This window comes from Alkalicoccus urumqiensis, from assembly GCF_002993335.1.
GTDB classification, from domain to species: domain Bacteria; phylum Bacillota; class Bacilli; order Bacillales; family Salisediminibacteriaceae; genus Alkalicoccus; species Alkalicoccus urumqiensis.
Genome location: NZ_PVNS01000005.1, coordinates 34,580 through 55,497 on the forward strand (window position 1 = coordinate 34,580; position 20,918 = coordinate 55,497).

Here is a 20,918-nt window from a genome sequence, read left to right on the forward strand (position 1 = left end):
ACCGGCGGGCTTTTTCTCCGTGGAGGATACTGGGATGCGGGAAGTACCGGTCCTCTCCTCTCCTGTGCCTGCAGAACAGGGGCGGCTGCATCTGCATCAGGACCACGCCGTCTACTGGTTCAACGAGCAGTGCTCCGTCTGGTTTCCGAAATATGACGTCCGGGAGCTGACCGGTGATTCGGTACAGCTGATACAGGATTTCCTCTCATTCGTCCCTCACGATGCAGAGGGCGGAAAGGACCGGATCAGCTCCCGCCAGCTCATGGACACGCTCCCCTACCCGGTCTTCACATTTACCGTGAATATGGCAGTCTGCACGTGGAATTTGAAAATGGAAGGCTATATTGAAGACACAGCTGTGTCTCTTTCCGACTGCCGGCTGCCTGAGCTTTTTCTAAATCAGACGGAAGAAAAGCTGGAAGCCGCCTTGTTCCGTGCGGCAGCCGACGGCACCAGCACATTCCGTGGCAATCTGCAGTCCCGTTCCATTTTTTATACGTTCGACTGGGATATTACACCGCTTTACGATGAGGAGGGGGATATTTATGCATTCTCCGCGTTCGGCCGGAATCAGACGCGCGAACTGGACCTCGAACAGGAAGTGCTGATTGCCGGCATGCTGCAGAAGTCGATGATGCCGCCGCCGCTCCGGGATGCAAGGATCCGGCTGGACCCGGTGTATCAGCCAGCGGGACACGTGAGCGGGGATACATACGGCTACTACTGCAAAGAAGACGGACGGAAGATTTACGCCTACCTCATCGATGTGATGGGTCACGGTCTGCCGACAGCGATACAGACAGCGGCCGTTCGCCTTCTTTTTGAACAGGCAGGCAGAAGCAGTGCTCCACTTCATGAGCGGATGGCACAGATAAATGCAGTCAGCTACGAAACCCTGCCGGTCGACTACTTTGCTGCAGCGATCATGATGGAGTTTGACCTTGAGACCAACGAACTCTCGTACACTTCGGCAGGCGTCAACCACTTCCTGCACGGCACGACAGAAGGGACCGCTTCGATCGAGACCCCGAGCCCATTTATCGGTATGTTTGAGAATGCCACTTTTACTACAGAAACGTTTTTTCTGCAGGATGGGGAGCACGTCCATCTTCTGTCTGACGGTATTTTTGACCTGATTCACGTGGACAAACTCGCCGCCATTACCAATTATGACGATGTATGCAGTTACCTTAAGACACTTGCGGTATATCATAAACGCGATGATGCTACGGCTGCTTCGATGCTGATTCTCCCAGCCGGAGATGTACAGGAGGCTTCAGAATGATTGTTTTCCACCATACGCTGTACTCTCCATCACTGCAGGACTATGAAGCACTGATGCAAAAAATCCGGCCGCTTCTTGCGGAAGAACTGGAAAGCGGTCTTGGGGTATTTGATGTGGCCGTCAGTGAAGCCGTCATGAACAGTATCTCCTACACAGAATCTGAAGCAGTGACTGGTCAAGGCATCACGATCTGTATCCGCCGTTCGGCCGGACGAATTTTCGTCCGGGTTTCCCACCACGGATCCGGATTTGACGGCAACGGCCGCCTGGCCCTTCTCCGCGAAAATCGGGAAACGTATATTGCAGAACATATACTCGACGAATCCGGCCGCGGTCTCCTTATCATGCAGGAAGGCAGTGATGCCGTACGCTATAACAAAGAAGGCAATCAAGTGCTGCTGGTGAAAAAGCGGCGATAGCCGCGGGCCGGCACCTCGATTCAGCGCTGGTTCTCCTGGCGATTTCATTTTTGGCGGTCCTCCTGGCTGCTGCTTTCTTCTCCCATAGAAAAAAAGCCGTTCCGGCGCCCTATTCAGGCTGCCGGAACGGCTTCATGTTTATTTCACCATCATGACAGGTGCTTTCACGTACTTCATGACTTTATGACTCACACTTCCGAGGACCATCGTCTGCACGGTGCCCAGCCCGCGGCTGCCGAGAACGAGTGCGTCGTACTCCCCTTCATTTGCATGCTCAATGATCGCTTCAGCGACGCCATTTTTTCCGTGAAGAATCGTGTGGGAAGCCTCGATGCCTTCCTCTTTAACCTGCTCTTCAAACTGGCGTACCATTCTTTCTCTTTTTCGTGATGCGCTCTCGGAATCACCGGAGTGCAGCACATCGGTTTTTGATTTGTTTCCCGCAACGACGTAGAGGATTTCAATCGACGCTCCTTCGTTTAACGAAGCAAGCTCCACTGCTTTCTCTGTCGCACGGCGGCTGTGGTCGGAACCATCAATCGCCAGCAGAATTTTTTTAAACATACAGCATCCTCCAATTAGTGTCCGGACGCTTTGCTGAGTCCGCCGATTTTATCCATCAGCTCGGAACTCTCTTTATTCAGTCCGGTCACTTCCACCTTAATATTGCGCATATCATATTTGTGCTCAATTTTGTCGATCGCACCGACAGCAGAGTCATCCCATAAATGCGCATTCGATACGTCCAGTATAACCTTTTTCACGTCTGCTTCAAAGTCGATCTGATCGACAAAATCCTGAACGGAAGCAAAGAACAGCTGCCCGTGGATTTCATATGTCAGGGACTGTGCTTTGACGTTGAAGTGCTCTTCCACGGTTACTTTGGAAAGCTTCCATGCGAAGAAGATCGCACTCAGTAAAATCCCGGCAAACACACCGATGGACAAGTCGTGTGTATAGACGACCGTCGCCACAACGACGACCATTACAATCGCATCGGTCCGTGGTATTTTGTGAATGTTCATTAAGGAAGACCAGTCGAATGTACCGATCGAAACCATGATCATTACGCCGGCAAGCGCAGCCATTGGAATCTGAACGACGATTCCGTTCAGCGCAATGATCATCGTCATGAGAACCACACCGGCAGTAAGAGAAGACAATCTTCCGGTTCCGCCTGATTTCACGTTAATGACAGACTGACCGATCATGGCACAGCCGGCCATTCCTCCGAAGAAACCAGTTACAACGTTCGCGTAACCCTGTCCGCGGCTTTCCTGGTTTTTATTGCTGTCCGTGTCTGTCATGTCATCTACAATCGACTGAGTCAGCAGCGACTCCAGTAGACCGACAACAGCAAGTGCAAGCGAGTACGGGAAAATGATCGCGAGTGTTTCAAAATTCAGCGGGATATCCGGCAGTAAAAAGACCGGAAGGGTACTTGGGAGCGTCCCCATGTCCCCGACGGTGCGTACACCGGCGTTCATCATGATAGCAATGCCGGTAACGACGATAATGGCAACCAGCGTGGAAGGAACGGCCTTCGTCACGCGTGGAAGAAGATAGATAATCGCGAGTGTCAGTGCGACGAGCGAGTACATCACCCACGTCTCTCCAACGAAATGCTGGAGCTGCGACGTAAAGATGAGAATCGCAAGCGCATTGACAAAACCGATCATAACGGAGCGGGGGACGAATTTCATAAACTTTGCCAGACGGAAGACGCCGAATAAAATCTGCAGCACCCCGGTCAGGATCGTCGCTGCAAGCAGGTATTCCAGTCCGTAATCGGCAACGAGCGTAATCATCAGGAGCGCCATTGCCCCTGTTGCCCCGGATATCATACCCGGACGACCGCCGACAAATGCAATAACTACAGCGATACTGAAGCTTGCATAAAGACCTACCATCGGATCGACACCGGCAATAATGGAGAAAGCAATCGCTTCCGGAATCAGGGCCAGTGCCACGACGATACCGGAGAGAATGTCTCCTTTTACATTGCCAAACCACTCATTTTTCAGTTTTTCTTTCGAGAACAAGAGATGCACCTCTTCCTAAAGTTTTTGTTGTTCATGAGTCCTTCCGCGAAAGACTCGGTCCGTAGTGAACAATCGGAGTATAACAGCTTCCAGTAATAAGTCAAAACTCCATGTAAGCGTGCATCATTCCCTTTATTCTCTATTCATCTTCCTCATACGCCTGTTTATTCTCTTTTTCAAAATGTGAAATTTCTTTGTCTCCCTTTCATTTACAGAATCTTCACGTTACTTACGTCATCCTTACATCAAATTAACGTCCCCTTTATATGCATCCGTTAAGGTGGAATCAGGTACCGGGAGTGCCTGAAGCAGACTGAAGGAGGATATATATGCAGATTAAAGCGGTTTTTTTGGACATGGACGGGACGCTGCTGCGCTCAGACAACACTATTTCCCACCGGACGAGGGAAGCAGTAGCCCGGTTGAAACAACAGGGAGTCCACGTTTTTTTAGCAACAGGGAGGCACTTGGATATCACCCTTCCCTACCACCGTGAACTCGATCTGGACACGCCGATCATCTGCCTGAACGGTGCGGCAGTTTACGATTCCTATTCACTGGACCCACTGCAGCTCCGCCCGCTTCCGATTAAAAAGGAGCTTCATCAGGCAGTCATGGCTCAGTCTCCGAGAAATTTAATGATTCATTCAGCAGAAGGACTATACTGCGAAAAGGAATGCAGCATCATCCAGGAATGGTCCAGAGAAGGACGGCGCGCGCCGCTTTATGCCGGCCCGATTACAGACGCCCTTCCATCCACTATATTAAAATACAGCGTCCGCTCCTTCTCTCATTTAACCGTCCCCTCTTCTCTCTACCGCCCGCATGCGGATATGATCCGCTGGGATGACGGCTTTGAGCTCGTGCGGAGCAGCGTTTCAAAATGGGCAGCGATCGAATACCTTCTTTATCAATATGGCATTCATAAACGGGAATCCCTCGCATTCGGCGACGGACCGAACGACATGGAAATGCTTCTGCACTGCGGAACAGGTGTCGCGATGGCAAACGCCGGGGATCTCCTGAAGCAGAACGCCGATTTCGTGACGATGCATCACGAAGCAGACGGGGTGGCCCGCTTTCTGGAAGGGTTTGTGTTAAAGAATCATTTCCCCGCGCCGGCTGCTGCACTTTCCCTGTAAAAAGTAAAACACGTCATTTTATCATCGTTTGTCCTATTTTTCTCCATTTTACTGTAAACGATTTACGCCCCCTTCCGCCTCCGCTACACTTAGGCTGGGAGGGAGTTTATCGTGGTCAAAACATATTTACTGGCACTGTTTGCAGGATCAGTCATAACATTTCAATCCTGCAGTGATAATGAACCATATGAGGCAGCGGAGCTGACAATTGATCCCGTCTATTCCCAGGGGACGCTTTCTATCACACCGGTTCTTACATACGATGGGGAAGAGACCAGAACATTTCACTATGGGCACAGCATCTCCAGAATTACGGAAGTCCGCCATGAGGGAGAAATAATTTATGAAGCGGAGGAAGAGGCTGTCGACGTCGATCAGCAGACAGTTTTCCGTGAAGGGGATGACCGCGCCGGCTATACGGTGGAAATCGACGCGGGTCCCGGTATGTATACGGTAGAGGCGGAAGCCGCTTTTGCGGTTCTGGATGAAGATGAGAAAGCCTCCGAAGAAATGTATCAGCACCGCCTTGTTCAGGAACTGGAAGTGCAGGATGGAGAGGCTCTGGACGAGGAATAACTGCCTGAACCTAAAAGAGAAGCATTCGGCTTTATCAGGAGAGCGGTGAAGAAGTTTTTGTCTATTTCTCCGCTGTTCAGGCTGAACGATTTAAAACACTGGCAGGAGGTCGGAACGTCGAAGGCTGCCGGCAGCACCGCGGAATAACCGAAAAACAGCCGGAGAGCTTTGACATGCTCCCGGCTGCTTTTCTTATGCCGTCCGTCCGCTCTCCGTGTTATACTGCGGTTGAACGCAATGATACGGAAAGCGGTGAACTTTATGCTGCAGGATACCGGCGAACGGATCATCCCGGATGAAATGAAAGCTACCAACGGCATGCTTCTCGAACACATCGCCCGCTACCACTTTGCCCTCCCTTATGCAGGAGGACGGGTTCTTGATATTGCCTGCGGCAGCGGATACGGCGCGCAGCTGACGGCGAAATCCCGGAAAAACGAAGTGTCTGAAGTAACGGCGGTCGATGTGGATGAAGAAACCATTCATTACGCAAGAGGACGCTACTACCACCCGTCGCTCACGTACACAGCCGGCGACCTGCTTGACCCGGAGCTCCCGGAAAAGATCGGCACCTTCGATACCATACTTTCGTTCGAAACACTGGAACACCTTCCCGATGACAAAGAATGCCTGCAGCGGCTCGCCGCACTCCTCAAGCCCGGCGGCACACTCGTATTGTCCACGCCGTTCGGCGCCGGCAGACACGAGCCATGCAGATCGCCGTTCCATTACTTTCAATTAACCGAGCAGGAATTCACCTCCCTGCTTCACGACAGCTATTTTTCCTTTGCATCCGTACAGCAGTACTACCAGCTCGGCGTCAGCTTTGATCAGCAGAAGCGCCCCGGCGTCCACTATCCGATCGGCATCGCCGTCGTGACTGCTCCGGAGTCGACGGTTTAATAACCGTTTGTCACATCCACTTCGTTGACCGGAAGCTCCCCGTTTTTCTCAAACGCCTTCACGTTCGGGATCAAAATATCCCGGACGACACGTTCATCATAATACTTCGTAGACCCTGCCGTATGCGGCGTCAGAATCACCTGCTCCATCTCCCAGAATGGATGATTCTCCGGCAGCGGCTCTTCGTCAAACACATCGAGCCCCGCCCCGGCAATCACGCCGTTCTGGAGCGCCTCCACCAGACTTTTCTCCTCGACAGTACCGCCCCGGCCGATATTAATAAAAAAAGTTCTCTCATTCATCTTCTCAAACCGCGCTTTCGTAAACCACTCTTTCGTATTCTCCGTCAGCGGCAGCGTATTCACCACGACATCCGCTTTTTCCAGGTACGCATCCGCCTCCTCCGGCGTCACCGTCTTCTCCGTATAATCCGCATGTTTTCCGCTCCTCCTTACACCAATCACACGCATACCGAACGCCTCCGCCAGACGGGCCGTCTCTGTCCCGATTGCCCCCATCCCATACAAAAGCACCGTCTGCCCGTGGATCTCCTCTTTCAGACCCGCATGATGCCACTCCTTTTTTCCCTGCAGACGCACGTATGCCGCAATCTTCCGCGTCCACCCAAGAAGCATCGCAAAAATCGTCTCCGAAATCGGCCGCGCATGCACCCCGTTCGCACTCGTCACACGCCATCCACGTCCCGCATAACGCTCCAGCGGCAGCTGATCCACGCCCGCACTCCACGTCTGAATCCAGGAAAGCGGCGCTCCTTTTCCGATCTCTTCCTCCATTTCCGGCTTCCATGCTGCAATGACATCCGCCTCCTGCAGCTTTTCTGTCTGCAGGCTGTCCTTTTCCTTAAACGAAATCGCCCAGTCCGGAAGTTCCCGGCTCAGCTCCTGTTTTAACGTGTCAGAGAGGTTTTTTCCAATAAACATTTTCCGTTTCATCGTACGCACACATCCTTTTCTGCTGGATTATTCCGCGACACCTTTGTGAACATGGTAGATGGTGTCTACTTTCTCCGGTATACTGAACAAGGCTGGTGCTACAGGATGCACCATAAAACAAACGTATACAGAAAAGGAGAATCCCCATGTCCTATCACAAACTGCTTCTTGTCACTGCCGCGGCCTTCGGTGTCGTCGGTGTTTTTATGGGAGGGCACATGGCAGGCTCCGGCGGTCCGGCGCTCCGTCCGATTCACGCACACGTCCTCGTCGTAGGCTGGCTGACGCTTGCGGTCTGGTCCATGTACTATAAAGTGTACCGCCCTGCTCCCGGAAAGCTTGCTTTTTTCCAGGTCTGGAGCGGCATCATCGGCACGATCGGCCTCTGTACGGGCATGTATGTATTCATGCTCAGCCCGTTTAACCTGCCGGAATTGTTTACCCTTCTCTATTATATCATCAGCGGCTCTATCCTCATGATCAGCTTTTTCCTCTTTTTCATTATGGCACTGAAAACGCCGGATAATGAGACTGCCTGATGAAAAGAAACAGCCCCGGACGTTTTTTGTCCGGGGCTGTTTTACCGTTTAATTCATAATGTCACGGCCCCAGAAACGGTGCGAAGCAACCGCTTCGGCGAAGGCCTTAGGGAAGTCTGCCGCATTGTCTTCAAGTACCACTCCCGGCCGGTCGTTCATGTTTTCTGCCTCCAGCCATGCAGCGGCATCTTTCGTCGCGCCAATCGGCTTGAAGTGCTGGAACGCCTCCAGCAGGAAGTAGCGGGCATCATGCTGGAACGGACGGTCCGTATCTTTTCCGCCGACAGCAAGGAGGGCATCAAACAGGACGGATTCTCCGGTAAGGAACGTATGATCCACACCGAGTTTCGTGCCGTCAGAGCCGGTGAGCTCGCCGCCCTTGGCGCTGATCACTTCAATCACCGCTCCCTCTGCACGGAGTTTTTCCGCCGCGCTGCGTACCGCATCTGCATTATAGCCGTCTGCAGCAATAATGCCGACTTTCCGTCCGGACGGCGTAAACGTTGTGTTTTCCTGGCTGAGTGCCGGGGACGCTTTTGTCACCTGGGACTCGGTGCCGACTGCTTTCTCTGTACCCGTTGCTTCCGCAATCGTGTCGGAAAGCTCACGGCTTACGTTGGCAAACATGTCCACGACCTGCTTCTGGACAGATGGCTCGCCGACTTTCCCGAGCTCGAAGCTGAACGCTTCTTTAATGTGTTCTTTCTCGGGATCGCTCATCGAATTCCAGAATAACCGTGCCTGCGAGAAGTGATCTTTGAAGCTGTCGCTCCGCGCCCGGATTTTGTGTGCATCGATCCGCTCGTGATAATGCTCGAAGCCGCCCTCTTCCGGTGGCGTCGTCTCCGGCGTATTATCTGCAAGCGAGTTATTGCCGTAGCTTACCTGACCCCGATTCACCGTCTGGCGCATGTGGCCGTCCCGCTGATTGTTATGGAACGGACAGACCGGACGGTTGATCGGAATCTCGTGGAAGTTCGGTCCGCCGAGACGGATCAGCTGCGTATCCGTGTAGGAGAAGAGACGTCCCTGGAGCAGCGGATCGTTGGAGAAGTCGATTCCCGGCACGATGCTTCCCGGATGAAAAGCGACCTGCTCGTTTTCTGCAAAGACGTTATCCACGTTCCGGTTCAGCGTCATTTTTCCGACGATTTTCACCGGTATTTCTTCCTCCGGCCACACTTTTGTCGGATCGAGAATATCAAAGTCAAAGGAAAATTCGTCTTCTTCTTTAATAATCTGCAGACCGAGCTCGTATTCCGGGTATTCGCCGTTTTCAATCGATTCCCACAGGTCGCGGCGGTGAAAATCCGCATCTTTACCGGAAAGCTTCTGCGCTTCATCCCAGACGAGGGAGTGCGTACCGAGCACCGGCTTCCAGTGGAACTTCACGAAATGGGACTCCCCTTTATCATTGATGAGCCGGAACGTGTGCACACCGAAGCCTTCCATCATACGGAAGCTTCGTGGAATACCGCGGTCGGACATCGCCCACATCGCCATGTGTGCAGATTCCTGATTGTTCGCAATAAAGTCCCAGAATGTATCGTGGGCTGAGGCTGCCTGAGGCATGCCGTTGTGCGGCTCCGGCTTCACCGCATGGGCGAGATCCGGAAACTTGATGGCATCCTGAATAAAGAAGACAGGTATGTTATTTCCAACGAGGTCGTAATTTCCTTCATCTGTGTAAAATTTCGTTGAGAAGCCGCGGACATCGCGCACTGTCTCGGAGGAACCTTTTGAACCGGCGACGGTGGAAAAACGGACAAATACCGGCGTCGTTTTAGATGTATCGTTTAAAAATCCGGCTTTCGTAAATTCCTTCAGCGGTTCATACACCTGGAATTCGCCGTGTGCCGAATACCCTCTCGCATGCACGACGCGTTCCGGGATCCGTTCATGGTCAAAGTGAGTCATTTTCTCCCGGAAGTGAAAGTCCTCGAGAAGCGTCGGCCCGCGCTCGCCGGCTTTTAAAGAGAACTCATCCTCCGCCATTTTCAATCCCGTGTTCGTCGTCAGCTTCTTGCCTTTATCTACGACTGTGTACTTTTCCAGCTGCTCGTCTTTTTTCGTTGGTTTCCGGTTTTCCGCCATTCAAGTCATCCTCTCCTGCATAGTGAAAAAGCCGGTATCCGGCCTTTCCCTGTAGAGACAGTTGTTCCCATCCGGGAAATGACTTAAACCGTTCTGCCTTCGAACAAGACTTTCGTCGGAATACAATCGCATACAAATTCCACTGGAATGCCTTCTTTCAGCATAAATAAATTAGGCAGAAACTGCCTGGTCTTAAAAGAAAAGAGATACATGCGGGAAAAGCAGGAGCTGAAGATCCACCGCTGCTGTTTTTACGGCGGTTAGCTGAAGCCCTGCCCGCGGCAGGCGATTGCCCTTGGAAGGATCAACCCCTCATACAGAAAGCCCTCACCAACAATGGTAAGGGCTTCTACTGATTCTGGTTTTGTCCCAGCCTCTATTTATTATTTTCCTTTTTCCAGCGCCTCGATCGCCTGCTGGACCGAGCCATACGTCTGCAGTTCCGTAAAGTCGATATTGATGCCTCTTGTACGCATGGCGATTTTCGGCGTGATGCCAGTAATAATCATGCGTACTCCTTTCAGCTTGAGAAGGTCTCCGAGCTGAAAAATGCCGTATGTCGCCGCTTCATCCATATCCTGAAATCCGGACAGGTCGACGATCATCGTCTCCACCTCGTCTTTATCAAGCTGCGGCAGAATGCGCTCAATGATAATATTCATCCGGCGCTCATCGATGTTTCCAATGATCGGCAGGACAGAGACACCTTCTTTTACCGGCACGACAGGGGTGGAGAGCAGCTCAATTTCTTCGTTGAACCGCTTCAGCTGCTCCTGCGCTTCTTTATACTCCGTAATATCTTTTTGAATGCCGACAAAATAATGCTGTTCCTCTGCCTCAAGGTAGATGGGGTCAATATGAAGCAGGTTCCAGAAAGGCGTCCCATCCCTTTTGTAGTTCAGGATTTCGACAGACACCGGTTCTTTCGCTGCAATCGCCTTCCGGAGCGTGGCAAGCGTCTCCGGATCGGTATCTTCCCCCTGAAGAAAGCGGCAGTTACGTCCAATCATTTCCTCCCTCGGATAGCCGGTCAGATCCGAGAAACCCTGGTTGGCATAAATAATCGGATTATCCGGCTGTTCGGGATCGCTGATAATGAACACGAGCTGCGTTTTTTCGAGCACTTTGTTTTTTAGTTCCTGCAAATCCGTTACCACTGGATCGCCCCTTTTCTCAAATACTCCCGCTTTCCGGTGAAAGCAGGCTCTGAATTTCCGCTTTCTCTATTGTAGCGAAATTCCAAAGTATTGAAAAGCAGCAGCTATTCGTGGACATCCGGGTCATACAGCCTGGAAAGAATCAGCGTGCAGGCACCGATGAGCGACGCTTCGCCTTTCAGCTCCGCCGTCACGACTGTCGTCGCCGCGGCTCGTTCTGTGAGCGCCCGTTCCTCAATGACTCTTTTTACGGCAGGCAGCAGGTAGTCCTCCGCTTTTGCCACGCCGCCGCCGAGTATAATCAACGGCGGATTCAGCAGGTGAATTGCGTTGATGAGCCCGCGCCCGAGCTCTTCTCCGGCCTCCATCAGCAGGTTCACCGCCTCCCGGTCTCCATTTTCAGCTGCCGAAAAAATTCCTGCTCCGTCCCGCTGGTCTTCCGCAAGCTTCAGCGTACCTGCTTCTGCAAGCTTTTCCGCCTGATAGCGGAGCGCCTCGCCGGATGCCAGCGTCTGCAGGCATCCCACAGCGCCGCAGGAGCACATCCGCCCGTTCCGCTCCATCGCCATATGACCAATTTCTGCAGCGAGGCTGTCGGCGCCGTGGTACAGCGTATCGTCAATAATACAGCCGCCGCCGATTCCTTCGCCGATGTTCAGGCAGAGAAATGTATCCGCACTGCGTCCCGCACCGAACCAGCGCTCTCCGAGTGCCATCGTTTTCGCATCATTCTCTACAATCACGGTCTGGTTCGTCCGCTTCTCAAGCGACTGCTTCAGTTTCACATGGCGGAAACCGAGAGACGGTGCGTGCTCGACCGTGCCCGTTTCATGATCAATAATGCCGTGCATGGCGACACCGATGCCCATAAGCGGAGGCGCCTCTTCCGGGATCTCCCGGATAAAGGCTTCGGTCACCTCCCCGATCCACTCGGAAAACGACGCTGCATCCAGAGAATCCGGCATCTCCACCAGCCGCCGCTCTTTCACTTCCGCCTCCAGGTTCGTCCTGGCGAGCCGCACTTTCTGCACACCGATATCAATGCCGATAATCGAGCGGCTGTCTGCTTTTATCTTCAGTAAAATCGGCCGTCTGCCGCCCTTGGAAATCCCGGAACTGCTTTCAAAAATGACGTTCTCTTCAATCAGCTCCGCGGTCAGATTCGTCACCGTCGGCGGTGTGAGTTTCGTTAATTTGGCCACTTCTGCTCGGGAAACGGGACCGCGGCTCCGGATGGCGGTGAGAATCCGGGAACGGTTGTAGGATTTCATCCGGGAGAAGCTCGTCTGTTCTTTCACGGCCGCTTCCCCTGCACTGTATGCAGAAACCGGTCAAATGCATCCAGTCCCTCCCCGGTGCGTTTAAAGACGCCGGCGTGATGAAGAATCGTATGGAACACATTGCCTACTTCCTGCTCCAGAAACGCTTTTTTGTCCACCGCTTCTCCTTTTTCCACTGCCTCAAGCGCCCATGCGGCATGCTTTTCAGCAATGCTGTCTTTCAATGCCGCTTCCGGATCCGCGCTGTTCAGCGCTTCTGCAGTCAGTTCCAGTTCTTTATCGAGCCTTCCCGGCAGAACGGCGAGACCCATAACTTCGATGAGGCCGATATTTTCTTTTTTAATGTGATGCACTTCTTCGTGCGGGTGATAGATACCCATCGGATGTTCTTCGGACGTCAGGTTGCTCCTAAGCACCAGATCCAGCTCAAACTGCTCCGCGCGCATCCGTGCAATTGGAGTGATCGTGTGATGCGGCGTGCCGTCCGTTTCCGGAATGATCTGCACGGAGCGGTCTTCATACTGCTTCCACTGCCGGAGTATGTCTTCCCCTGCCCGGACGACACTGTGCTTATCCTTTCCGCTGAGACGGACGACCGACATCGGCCAGCGGACGCGGCCTGCTGTGACTCCCGGGTGGGCGGCAAGCTCCTCTTTGTTATCGACTTCCGCCCGCGCCATCGGGAACTCGTACCGGCCTGCCTGATAGTGATCGTGGCTTAAAATGGAGCCGCCGACGATCGGGAGGTCTGCGTTTGATCCGATAAAGTAATGCGGATACTGCTCCACAAAGTCGAGCAGCCGCAGAAAGGTATCTGCTGTAATTTTCATCGGCTCATGATCTGCTTTCAGAACGATGGCATGTTCATGGTAATAGACGTACGGCGAAAACTGCACGTGCCACTCTTCGTCAGCGAGCTTCACCGGAATCGTCCGCAGGTTCTGCCGGGCGGGATGATTTAAGTGTCCGGCGTAGCCGACATTCTCCTGGCAGAGCAGGCAGAGCGGGTACGAGGAAACCACCGCTTTTTTCGCTGCCTGAATTTCTTTCGGATCTTTCTCCGGCTTGGAAAGGTTAATCGTAATATCGAGAGCGCCGTACTCTGTCGGCGTTTTCCAGCTGAGGTTTTTGGCGATCCGGTCACGGCGGATATAGTGTATATCCTGGCACCATTCATAAAACCAGGCCGTTGCCTCCCGGATCCCTTTCTCTCTTTCCAGTTCACGGAACCGGCGCGTCACATCCGACGGCCTCTGGGCGAAAACATCCATCAGCTTCGTATCGAGCAGGTCTCTTTCTGTGACCGTGTTCTGTTCCAGAACGCCGTTTTCCGCGGCCCAGTCCAGAATATCCTGAAGGATGGCTGCGGCTTCTCTGGCACCGTCTCCCTTAGCCGGACGCTCGATCGATTCAGTTATATCAAGGATAGAGAGAAGCTGATTTTTGCAGTAAATGCGGTCCTGGGTCTCAATGAGATGCTTGGAGGCGGCGTAGTCGATCAGTTCATTTAACAGCGCGTCGATGTTCATAGCGCTCCGCCTCCGCGGTACCCTTCCGGATGGCGCTGATGCCATTCCCAGGCCGTTTTCACGATCGTATGAAGATCCTGCTGCTCCGGCTGCCAGTCCAGCACGCGGCGCGCTTTGTCGGAGGAGGCGATAAGAACAGCCGGATCTCCTGCCCGTCGCGGAGCGATTTCTTTCGGAATGTCCTTCCCGGTGACGGCTTCCACCGTATCGATGACCTGCTGCACGCTGAAGCCGCTGCCGTTGCCGAGGTTAAAGACATTCGATTCTCCGCCGCCGCGCAGGTAGTCGACCGCACGCAGGTGGGCCTGAATCAGGTCGTGGACGTGAATATAATCGCGTACACACGTGCCGTCCTCTGTTGGATAGTCGTCACCGAAAACGGATATTTTTTCCCGCTGTCCCAGAGCGGTCTGCAGAATAATCGGGATCAGGTGGGTTTCCGGCTGATGGTCCTCGCCGATATCGTGTACCGGATGCGCGCCGGCCACATTGAAATAGCGCAGGCAGACAGAGCGGATTCCGTGCGCTTCTCCTGCCCAGTGAAGCATCCGCTCAATCGCGAGCTTTGTCTCACCGTATGGGTTGCCGGGTTTTACCGGCATGTCTTCCGTAATCGGAACAGTTTCCGGTTCTCCGTAAACCGCCGCGGTTGAGGAAAACACGATGCGTCCGACGCCGTATTCCTTCATTTTCTTCAGCAGATTTAAAGCTCCGCCGACGTTATTGTCGTAGTAGGTAAGCGGTTCGTTCATGCTGACACCGACGAGGGAGTCGGCGGCAAAATGAAGTACGTCTGTAATGGAATGGGTCTGAAAAATAATATCGAGCACCGCGCCGTCGCGGAGATCTCCTTCGTATAAAACGGCTCCGTCCATCACGGCCTCCCGGTGTCCTGTCTGCAGGTTATCGAGTACGACAACTTCTTCGTTCTGATCGAGCAGTGCTGCTGTTCCATGACTGCCGATATAGCCTGCGCCTCCACAGATTAATACTGCCATATACGCTCATCCTCTCTTTTTTCTATTCAGCACAGACCGGCTCCGCCGCCGATACCGACGACGTAAAAGTCCGGCTTCCAGCCGATTTCGTTTTCGTATGCTTTCTCTATCGCGGAAAGGGTATCATCCATTCCCTGCTTCTCCACGAGGCTGACGGTACAGCCTCCGAATCCGGCGCCGGTCATCCGCGAGCCGATAACACCCGGCTGTTTTGCTGCAGCATGCTGAAGCACGTCCAGATGTGTTCCGGTTACTTCATAATCGTTTTTCAGCGACTGATGGGATTCCGTCATGAGTTGTCCGAACGCCTGCAGATCCCCCTCTTCCAGTGCCTTCGCTGCCTGAATCGTGCGTGCGTTTTCAGTGACGGCGTGACGCGCTCTTCGGTAGAGTGTATCGTCTGTCAGGACTTCCGCGATCTCATCAAACTCCTGCGGACTCAGTTCACATAAGTAAGTGATGTCTTTTTTCTGCTGCAGAAGTGCCAGCGCCTTATCGCATTCCTCTCTCCGCTCATTATATTTCGAATCTGCCAGTCCGCGCCGTTTGTTCGTATTGGCAATTACAAGCTTCATGTCTTTTAACTCCACCGGAGCGTATTCATAATCAAGTGTATTGCAGTCCAGAAGCATGGCGTGCGCTTCTTTACCCATGCCGATCGCAAACTGATCCATGATGCCGCACTGAACGCCGATAAAGTCGTTTTCCGCACGCTGCGCCAGCTTCACCAGCTCGATCCGGTCGATCTGAAAATCATTCAGATCATCCCAGGCAGCTCCCATGACGAGTTCGATGGACGCGGAGGAGGAAAGGCCGGCCCCGTTTGGGATATTCCCGTATACGTAAGCATCAAAGCCCTTCTCCCCTTTCCAGCCTGCCTCTGCCATAACCGCCATCATTCCTTTAGGATAGTTCGCCCAGTCGTGGTCCGCCTCATACACAAGCTCATCCAGCGTAAACGACTGGACACCCTGTTCGCGGAAATTTCCGGAGAACAGACGGATCTGCCTGTCCGACCGCGGGGAGACTGCCATGTAGGTACCTACGGTCAGTGCACACGGAAACACGTATCCTCCATTATAATCTGTATGCTCCCCGATTAAGTTCACTCTTCCCGGAGCGAAAAACAGCTTCTCCGCCGGAAAGCCGAACTGCTCTTCAAACCCTTTACGTACTTTGGCTTCCATCCAACCATCCTTTCTTACCCGATCTTTATTTATTAATTTAATAAACGTTCTACTTGCAGTATAGCGGATTGATTGGCAGATGCAACCCCTTACACGAAAATGAATTTTTTTGATTGATTTTGATAAAAAGTGATTGATTTTGATTGAAAGATGTATTATGATAGCGTTAACAAAACAACAAGAGGTGGACATCATGCTCACATATGAAAGACAGGAAGCGATTTTAAAGCTTCTCGAGCAGCAGAAAATAGCCAAACTTTCCGAACTCACTTCGGCGACCGGTGCCTCGGAATCGACGATCCGCCGCGACCTGAGTGAACTCGAAAAGCAGAACCGCATCAAGCGGATCCACGGCGGCGCATCCCTCCCGTCACGAAAGTCGGAAGAGCCGGATATGCAGACGAAGCGGCAGGTGTTTACGAAAGCGAAAGATCAGATCGGCCGACTCGCTGCAGGAAGAATTGCCGATGGAGATTCCGTGTTTATCGATGCCGGGACATCGACAGAAGCGATGATCAGTCACATACAGTCAAAAGACGTCACGATCGTGACAAACGGCCTGAACATTATTGAAGCCTCCATCCGGGCCGGGTTCCGCACCTACGTTCTCGGCGGCTATGTCAAATCCGGAACGCACGCCTTTGTCGGCAGAGCTGCTGTCGAAGCGATGAAGCAGTACCGCTTTGATAAAGCGTTCATCGGTACAAACGGCGTTGACCTTGAGTTCGGCTACTCTACGCCGGACCCGGAAGAAGCAAATATCAAGCAGCTGGCGATCCGGGAAGCACAGCAGGCCTTTGTGCTTGCGGATGCCTCCAAGCTGAATCAAACGTCGTTTTCACGCTTCGCGGAACTGCAGGAAGCAGAATTGATCACGGAAGAGACGGACAGTTTGGAAAAGTTTCTCCATCAGCTGATGGACTATACGCGTGTAAAGGCGGTGAGGCTGTGATTTATACAGTGACGTTGAATCCATCCATTGATTATTTCCTCGAAGTGGAGCACTTCACCGAAGGGAAAACAAACCGGGCGTCCTCCCAGCGGCTTCTTCCCGGAGGCAAAGGTATTAATGTATCAAAAGTGCTTCACGCCTTCGGTCACCGGACAGAGCTCTTCGGGTTCACTGCCGGTTTCACCGGAGCCTACCTGGAGGACACGCTGCAGGGGGAAGGGCTTCATACAAACTTCCTGCACGTGGAAGGCATGACGCGGATTAATGTGAAGCTGAAGACAGAGACCGAAACGGAAATCAACGGCCAGGCGCCGGCGATCACCGAAGCAGACGTGAAAAAGCTGGAGCAGCAGATTGATGAACTGACCAAAGACGATACGCTCGTCCTTTCCGGCAGCCTCCCTTCGACCGTCCAGGATGACACGTACTACCGGCTGGCAGCCGAAGCAAGAAGCCGCGGCATCCGCACCGTGATCGATACGAGCGGCACACCGCTGAAAAAGGCACTCGACGCAGAGCCCTTTCTCATTAAGCCGAACATTGCAGAACTGGAAGCATTGTACGGCGAAAAAGCGGCAGGGAAAAACGACGTTTTAGAGCTTGCCTCCCGCGCGGTGGCCGGCGGCGCACATTACGTCCTCGTTTCAAGGGGCGCGGATCCCGCACTTCTCGTATCCAGGGACGGCTTTACGGAAGCGGCCGTACCGAAAGGAGAAGTGAGGAACTCCGTCGGCGCCGGGGACTCTATGGTGGCAGGATTTCTTTACCGCCTGGAGGAAAACGGTTCGATCGAAGATGCTTTCCGCACGAGTGTTGCCTTCGGGTCGGCGACGACGTTTTCCACTGGATTTGCCACTCGTTCCCTTGTTGAAAAACTGGAAGCAGAGATTGATTTATTAAAGGGGGAATTAACATGAAAATTACAGAACTGTTGAAGAAAGAAACGATGGTGCTCGAACTGGCATCGACCTCCAAGGAAGCAGTCATGGAGGAGCTTGCCGAAACGCTCGACAAAGCCGGCCACTTGAATGACCGCGCGTCGTTCTTAGAAGCGATCCGTGAGCGCGAGTCTCAGAGCTCCACCGGTATCGGGGAAGGGGTTGCGATCCCGCACGCAAAAACAGCTGCAGTCACGGAACCGGCGATCGTGTTCGGCCGCTCGCAGGAAGGCATTGATTACGATGCCCTCGACGGCCAGCCGAGCCACCTGTTCTTCATGATCGCAGCAAGCGAGGGTGCCAATCAGACACACCTGCAGGCCCTCTCCCGCCTCTCAACCTTGTTAATGGACGAAGATTTCCGTCAGGTGCTTTTGAAAGCGTCTTCGAAAGAGGATATTTTAAAAGCAGTCGATGCAAAAGAAAAAGAAAAGCTCGCAGAAGAGGATGCGCCAGAAGCGCAGGAATCTTCCGGCGGCACACGCCCTTACTTCATCGCTGTTACCGGCTGCCCCACAGGCATCGCCCACACGTACATGGCAGCGGACGGGCTGAAAGATGCAGCGAAAGAGCTCGGCTATGAAATCAAAGTCGAAACAAACGGGTCCGACGGGGTGAAGAGCCGCCTTACCGAAGAGGACATCTCCCGCGCGGACGCGGTCATCATCGCCGCCGATACGAAGGTGGAAACGGACCGCTTTGACGGCAAGAAGCTGATCAACGCACCAGTTACTGCAGGAATACGCCGTCCAAAGGAACTTCTGGAGCAGGCGAACCGCGGCGACGCACCGGTTCACCGTGGAAGCGGCAGCAGTACTTCAGGAGAAGAAGCCTCTTCCTCCGGCGGTGGCGGAGGCCTCCGCGGCGCAGGTCAGGCGATTTACAAGCATCTGATGAGCGGTGTCTCCAATATGCTTCCATTCGTTGTCGGCGGTGGTATTCTCATCGCACTCTCCTTTTTCTTTGAAGATCCGGTCAGCGGCGAGATCAGCCCGTTCGGACAGATCCTGTCTGAAATCGGCGGCGCCAACGCGTTCTTCCTGCTCGTTCCTGTTCTTGCCGGCTTTATTGCCTACAGCATCGCCGACCGTCCTGGTTTCGCTGCCGGTATGGTAGGTGGTCTGATGGCAGGAACCGGCGGCGCCGGCTTCCTCGGTGGTATTATCGCCGGTTTCCTCGGTGGTTATCTCGTTCTTGGTATCCGCAAGCTCTTCTCGTTCATGCCGAAGTCGCTTGAAGGAATTAAAACGATTCTCGTCCTTCCGCTCTTAGGTATTTTCTCGACTGGTTTTCTCATGTACTTCCTGATTGTGCCGCTCGAAGCAGCCCAGACCGGAATGGTCAGCTGGCTGGACGGTCTCGGCACTGGTAACATTGTATTCCTCGGTATTCTGCTCGGCGGTATGATGGCGGTCGACATGGGCGGACCGATCAACAAAGCGGCTTTCGCCTTCGGTATTGCCATGATTGAAGCAGGTAACTTCGCACCGCACGCAGCGGTCATGGCCGGCGGCATGGTTCCGCCGCTCGGAATCGCCCTGGCAACGACGTTCTTCCGGAAGAAGTTCACGAAAGAAGAACAGGATTCCGGCCGCACGAACTATGTGCTCGGTGCATCGTTTATTACAGAAGGGGCGATTCCATTCGCCGCAGCGGACCCTGTCCGCGTTATTCCATCCATTATTGCCGGTTCCGCTGTAGCAGGCGGCCTGTCCATGCTGTTCGGCGCAGCAACCGAAGCGCCGCACGGCGGGGTGTTCGTTCTCCTGCTCGTCGAAAACTGGCCGCTGTACCTGCTGGCTATTGTCATCGGAGCCGCTGTCACAGCTGTGCTTCTCGGCATCCTGAAAAAGGACAAAGCAGCACCGGCCACACCGAAAACGAAAAGCAGCGGAAAGAAATCCGCCGCAGCTTAAATACTGCTGAACAGAGCAGGGCCGTCCGCAGTCGTATCGACGATTGCGGACGGCCTTTTGCTGTGCGTATTTCCGGACCGGACCGCCGGAAGCGTCTAAGAATTCGTGCATAGAAGGCAAAAAAAGAAACCCTCCCTTTCGGGAAGGTTGTCGAACAGGCAGAAGGATGGCGGTGCTTCTCCAGACCTCGGCGGAAGCTTGCCGTGGGGCTTGCCTCAGCTATTTCCCAGACCGCCCCGGTCTGGGAAAGGATCTTCGGACGGCGCTGATCCCATCGGCGTCCCCGCCGGGCCTTCCGAAGCACCGCTTCATCGAACAGACGGCTTCCTATACGAGCCGGTGCCTTGGTAGTTATGGCGCAGCGAGCCGGGAAGGGAGTCGGACCAGGGAAGGTAAGCTTCCAGTCCGGCCGGTACGGGAGCATGTCCATCAGATAGGTCGGGTACGTATCGGGATGCAGGTAGTCAGCTTTCGCCGTTTCGATCAGGCTGTATACCGCCGCGCTGATCCGTGCTCCCCGTGAGATTCGGGAAAACATCCAGTTGTTTCGTCCCACGGCAAAACTGCGAATGCCCCGTTCCATCCGGTTATTATCGAATGAAGAATCTTGATCCGGTCCTTATATTTGCCGCAGAATAAAAAAGGTCCGATTGGAAGGGATCCAATTGAAAGCGTTCCTGTACCAGGGCCGAGATGCCGTCAATTCCGAGGCGCATGCCGGTGTCGCCATGGGCAAGAAAAATCCGGTGCTTACCACTGGATATCGGTATCATCTTTCACCACCTCCACGACTTCCTCAAGAAGCTTCGGCTCAAATCCCGCCGGCACGTGAATCTGAACCTCCCGGCAGGTGAGAAGCAGCTCTCCTGCCAATCGCTTTGAAGCTGGAAGCGGCGCTTTCCAATCCGCAGAACCTAAATAAACCAGGCAGAACCCGACTGGTCTTCGAAAAAAATGAGGTTTATGGAATAGGTTCCCGCTTCCTGCCTACACCTGCAGCCGTACGCG

General features: G+C 53.5%; 20 protein-coding genes and 1 pseudogene. 9 read left to right on the forward strand and 12 right to left on the reverse strand.

Features of this window, described 5'->3' with window-relative positions:
* The first annotated feature begins 34 nt into the window (after positions 1–34).
* Entirely contained in the window at positions 35–1,285 is a 1,251-nt protein-coding gene (locus C6I21_RS06325; protein ID WP_181186130.1) for a PP2C family protein-serine/threonine phosphatase, read from the forward strand.
* A complete protein-coding gene (locus tag C6I21_RS06330) occupies positions 1,282–1,704 on the forward strand; it encodes an ATP-binding protein (RefSeq protein WP_105958606.1) in 423 nt (140 codons plus the stop codon). The genes C6I21_RS06325 and C6I21_RS06330 overlap by 4 nt, the downstream gene beginning before the upstream one ends.
* A gap of 138 nt (positions 1,705–1,842) precedes the next feature.
* Here C6I21_RS06330 and C6I21_RS06335 read toward each other — a convergent pair whose 3' ends face one another.
* Both C6I21_RS06335 and C6I21_RS06340 read right to left on the reverse strand, forming a co-directional pair.
* Positions 1,843–2,268: a universal stress protein gene (locus tag C6I21_RS06335; protein WP_105958607.1), complete on the reverse strand. Its 426-nt coding sequence runs from the start codon at positions 2,266–2,268 to the stop codon at positions 1,843–1,845.
* 14 nt (positions 2,269–2,282) lie between these two features.
* Positions 2,283–3,746, reverse strand: a complete 1,464-nt coding sequence (locus tag C6I21_RS06340) for a SulP family inorganic anion transporter (protein ID WP_105958608.1) — start codon at positions 3,744–3,746, stop codon at positions 2,283–2,285.
* Positions 3,747–4,075: 329 nt separating this feature from the next.
* Between C6I21_RS06340 and C6I21_RS06345 the strand changes: the two genes are divergently transcribed.
* From C6I21_RS06345 to C6I21_RS06360, 3 genes are all read left to right on the forward strand, one after another.
* Positions 4,076–4,888 carry an HAD family hydrolase gene (locus C6I21_RS06345; protein WP_105958609.1) on the forward strand — a complete coding sequence of 271 codons (813 nt, stop codon included), beginning with the start codon at positions 4,076–4,078 and terminating at the stop codon, positions 4,886–4,888.
* A 111-nt stretch (positions 4,889–4,999) separates the two neighbouring features.
* Positions 5,000–5,464 carry a hypothetical protein gene (locus C6I21_RS06350; protein ID WP_105958610.1) on the forward strand — a complete coding sequence of 155 codons (465 nt, stop codon included), beginning with the start codon at positions 5,000–5,002 and terminating at the stop codon, positions 5,462–5,464.
* Positions 5,465–5,701: 237 nt separating this feature from the next.
* Entirely contained in the window at positions 5,702–6,367 is a 666-nt protein-coding gene (locus C6I21_RS06360) for a class I SAM-dependent methyltransferase (protein ID WP_245411552.1), read from the forward strand.
* On the opposite strand, the gene C6I21_RS06365 is transcribed toward C6I21_RS06360, so the two are convergent.
* Entirely contained in the window at positions 6,364–7,320 is a 957-nt protein-coding gene (locus tag C6I21_RS06365) for a D-2-hydroxyacid dehydrogenase (protein ID WP_105958611.1), read from the reverse strand. The two genes, C6I21_RS06360 and C6I21_RS06365, sit on opposite strands and share 4 nt — an antisense overlap.
* 146 nt (positions 7,321–7,466) lie before the next feature.
* Here C6I21_RS06365 and C6I21_RS06370 point away from each other — a divergent pair, with 146 nt between their 5' ends.
* The gene (locus C6I21_RS06370; protein WP_105958612.1) at positions 7,467–7,859 is read left to right on the forward strand and encodes a hypothetical protein; all 393 of its coding nucleotides are present in this window, start codon (positions 7,467–7,469) and stop codon (positions 7,857–7,859) included.
* Between the two features lie 48 nt (positions 7,860–7,907).
* Here C6I21_RS06370 and C6I21_RS06375 read toward each other — a convergent pair whose 3' ends face one another.
* The 6 genes from C6I21_RS06375 to C6I21_RS06400 form a co-directional block, all read right to left on the reverse strand.
* Positions 7,908–9,953 (reverse strand): catalase, encoded by a 2,046-nt coding sequence (locus C6I21_RS06375; protein ID WP_105958613.1) that lies wholly within the window; start codon positions 9,951–9,953, stop codon positions 7,908–7,910.
* Positions 9,954–10,336: 383 nt separating this feature from the next.
* On the reverse strand, positions 10,337–11,098 hold the full coding sequence (gene ytvA / locus C6I21_RS06380) for a YtvA family blue-light photoreceptor (protein ID WP_245411553.1): 762 nt from the start codon (positions 11,096–11,098) through the stop codon (positions 10,337–10,339).
* A gap of 116 nt (positions 11,099–11,214) precedes the next feature.
* Positions 11,215–12,408, reverse strand: coding sequence for an ROK family transcriptional regulator (locus tag C6I21_RS06385; RefSeq protein WP_105958615.1), 1,194 nt, complete (start codon positions 12,406–12,408; stop codon positions 11,215–11,217).
* On the reverse strand, positions 12,405–13,919 hold the full coding sequence (gene galT / locus C6I21_RS06390) for a UDP-glucose--hexose-1-phosphate uridylyltransferase (protein WP_105958616.1): 1,515 nt from the start codon (positions 13,917–13,919) through the stop codon (positions 12,405–12,407). Before galT ends, C6I21_RS06385 begins: the two co-directional genes overlap by 4 nt.
* Entirely contained in the window at positions 13,916–14,917 is a 1,002-nt protein-coding gene (gene galE, locus C6I21_RS06395; RefSeq protein ID WP_105958617.1) for a UDP-glucose 4-epimerase GalE, read from the reverse strand. Before galE ends, galT begins: the two co-directional genes overlap by 4 nt.
* A gap of 26 nt (positions 14,918–14,943) precedes the next feature.
* Positions 14,944–16,104, reverse strand: coding sequence for a galactokinase (locus tag C6I21_RS06400; RefSeq protein ID WP_105958618.1), 1,161 nt, complete (start codon positions 16,102–16,104; stop codon positions 14,944–14,946).
* A gap of 193 nt (positions 16,105–16,297) precedes the next feature.
* On the opposite strand from C6I21_RS06400, the gene C6I21_RS06405 reads away from it, so the two are divergent.
* Genes C6I21_RS06405 through C6I21_RS06415 form a run of 3 tightly spaced genes read left to right on the forward strand, consistent with a single transcriptional unit; the run spans position 16,298 to position 19,910 of the window.
* On the forward strand, positions 16,298–17,056 hold the full coding sequence (locus tag C6I21_RS06405; RefSeq protein ID WP_105958619.1) for a DeoR/GlpR family DNA-binding transcription regulator: 759 nt from the start codon (positions 16,298–16,300) through the stop codon (positions 17,054–17,056).
* Positions 17,053–17,973 carry a 1-phosphofructokinase gene (pfkB, locus tag C6I21_RS06410; RefSeq protein ID WP_181186131.1) on the forward strand — a complete coding sequence of 307 codons (921 nt, stop codon included), beginning with the start codon at positions 17,053–17,055 and terminating at the stop codon, positions 17,971–17,973. Before C6I21_RS06405 ends, pfkB begins: the two co-directional genes overlap by 4 nt.
* The gene (locus tag C6I21_RS06415; protein ID WP_105958621.1) at positions 17,970–19,910 is read left to right on the forward strand and encodes a PTS fructose transporter subunit IIABC; all 1,941 of its coding nucleotides are present in this window, start codon (positions 17,970–17,972) and stop codon (positions 19,908–19,910) included. Before pfkB ends, C6I21_RS06415 begins: the two co-directional genes overlap by 4 nt.
* On the opposite strand, the pseudogene C6I21_RS16875 reads toward C6I21_RS06415, so the two are convergent.
* From C6I21_RS16875 to C6I21_RS16765, 3 genes and pseudogenes are all read right to left on the reverse strand, one after another.
* Positions 19,816–20,511 (reverse strand): annotated as a pseudogene (locus C6I21_RS16875) (IS66 family transposase); the annotation flags it as partial. The gene C6I21_RS06415 and the pseudogene C6I21_RS16875 sit on opposite strands and share 95 nt — an antisense overlap.
* Complete coding sequence (gene tnpB / locus C6I21_RS16880; protein ID WP_105958623.1) at positions 20,501–20,683, reverse strand: IS66 family insertion sequence element accessory protein TnpB; 183 nt, start codon at positions 20,681–20,683, stop codon at positions 20,501–20,503. The gene tnpB and the pseudogene C6I21_RS16875, both read right to left, overlap by 11 nt.
* Complete coding sequence (locus C6I21_RS16765) at positions 20,661–20,783, reverse strand: hypothetical protein (protein ID WP_280953443.1); 123 nt, start codon at positions 20,781–20,783, stop codon at positions 20,661–20,663. Before C6I21_RS16765 ends, tnpB begins: the two co-directional genes overlap by 23 nt.
* Positions 20,784–20,918: the final 135 nt, after the last annotated feature.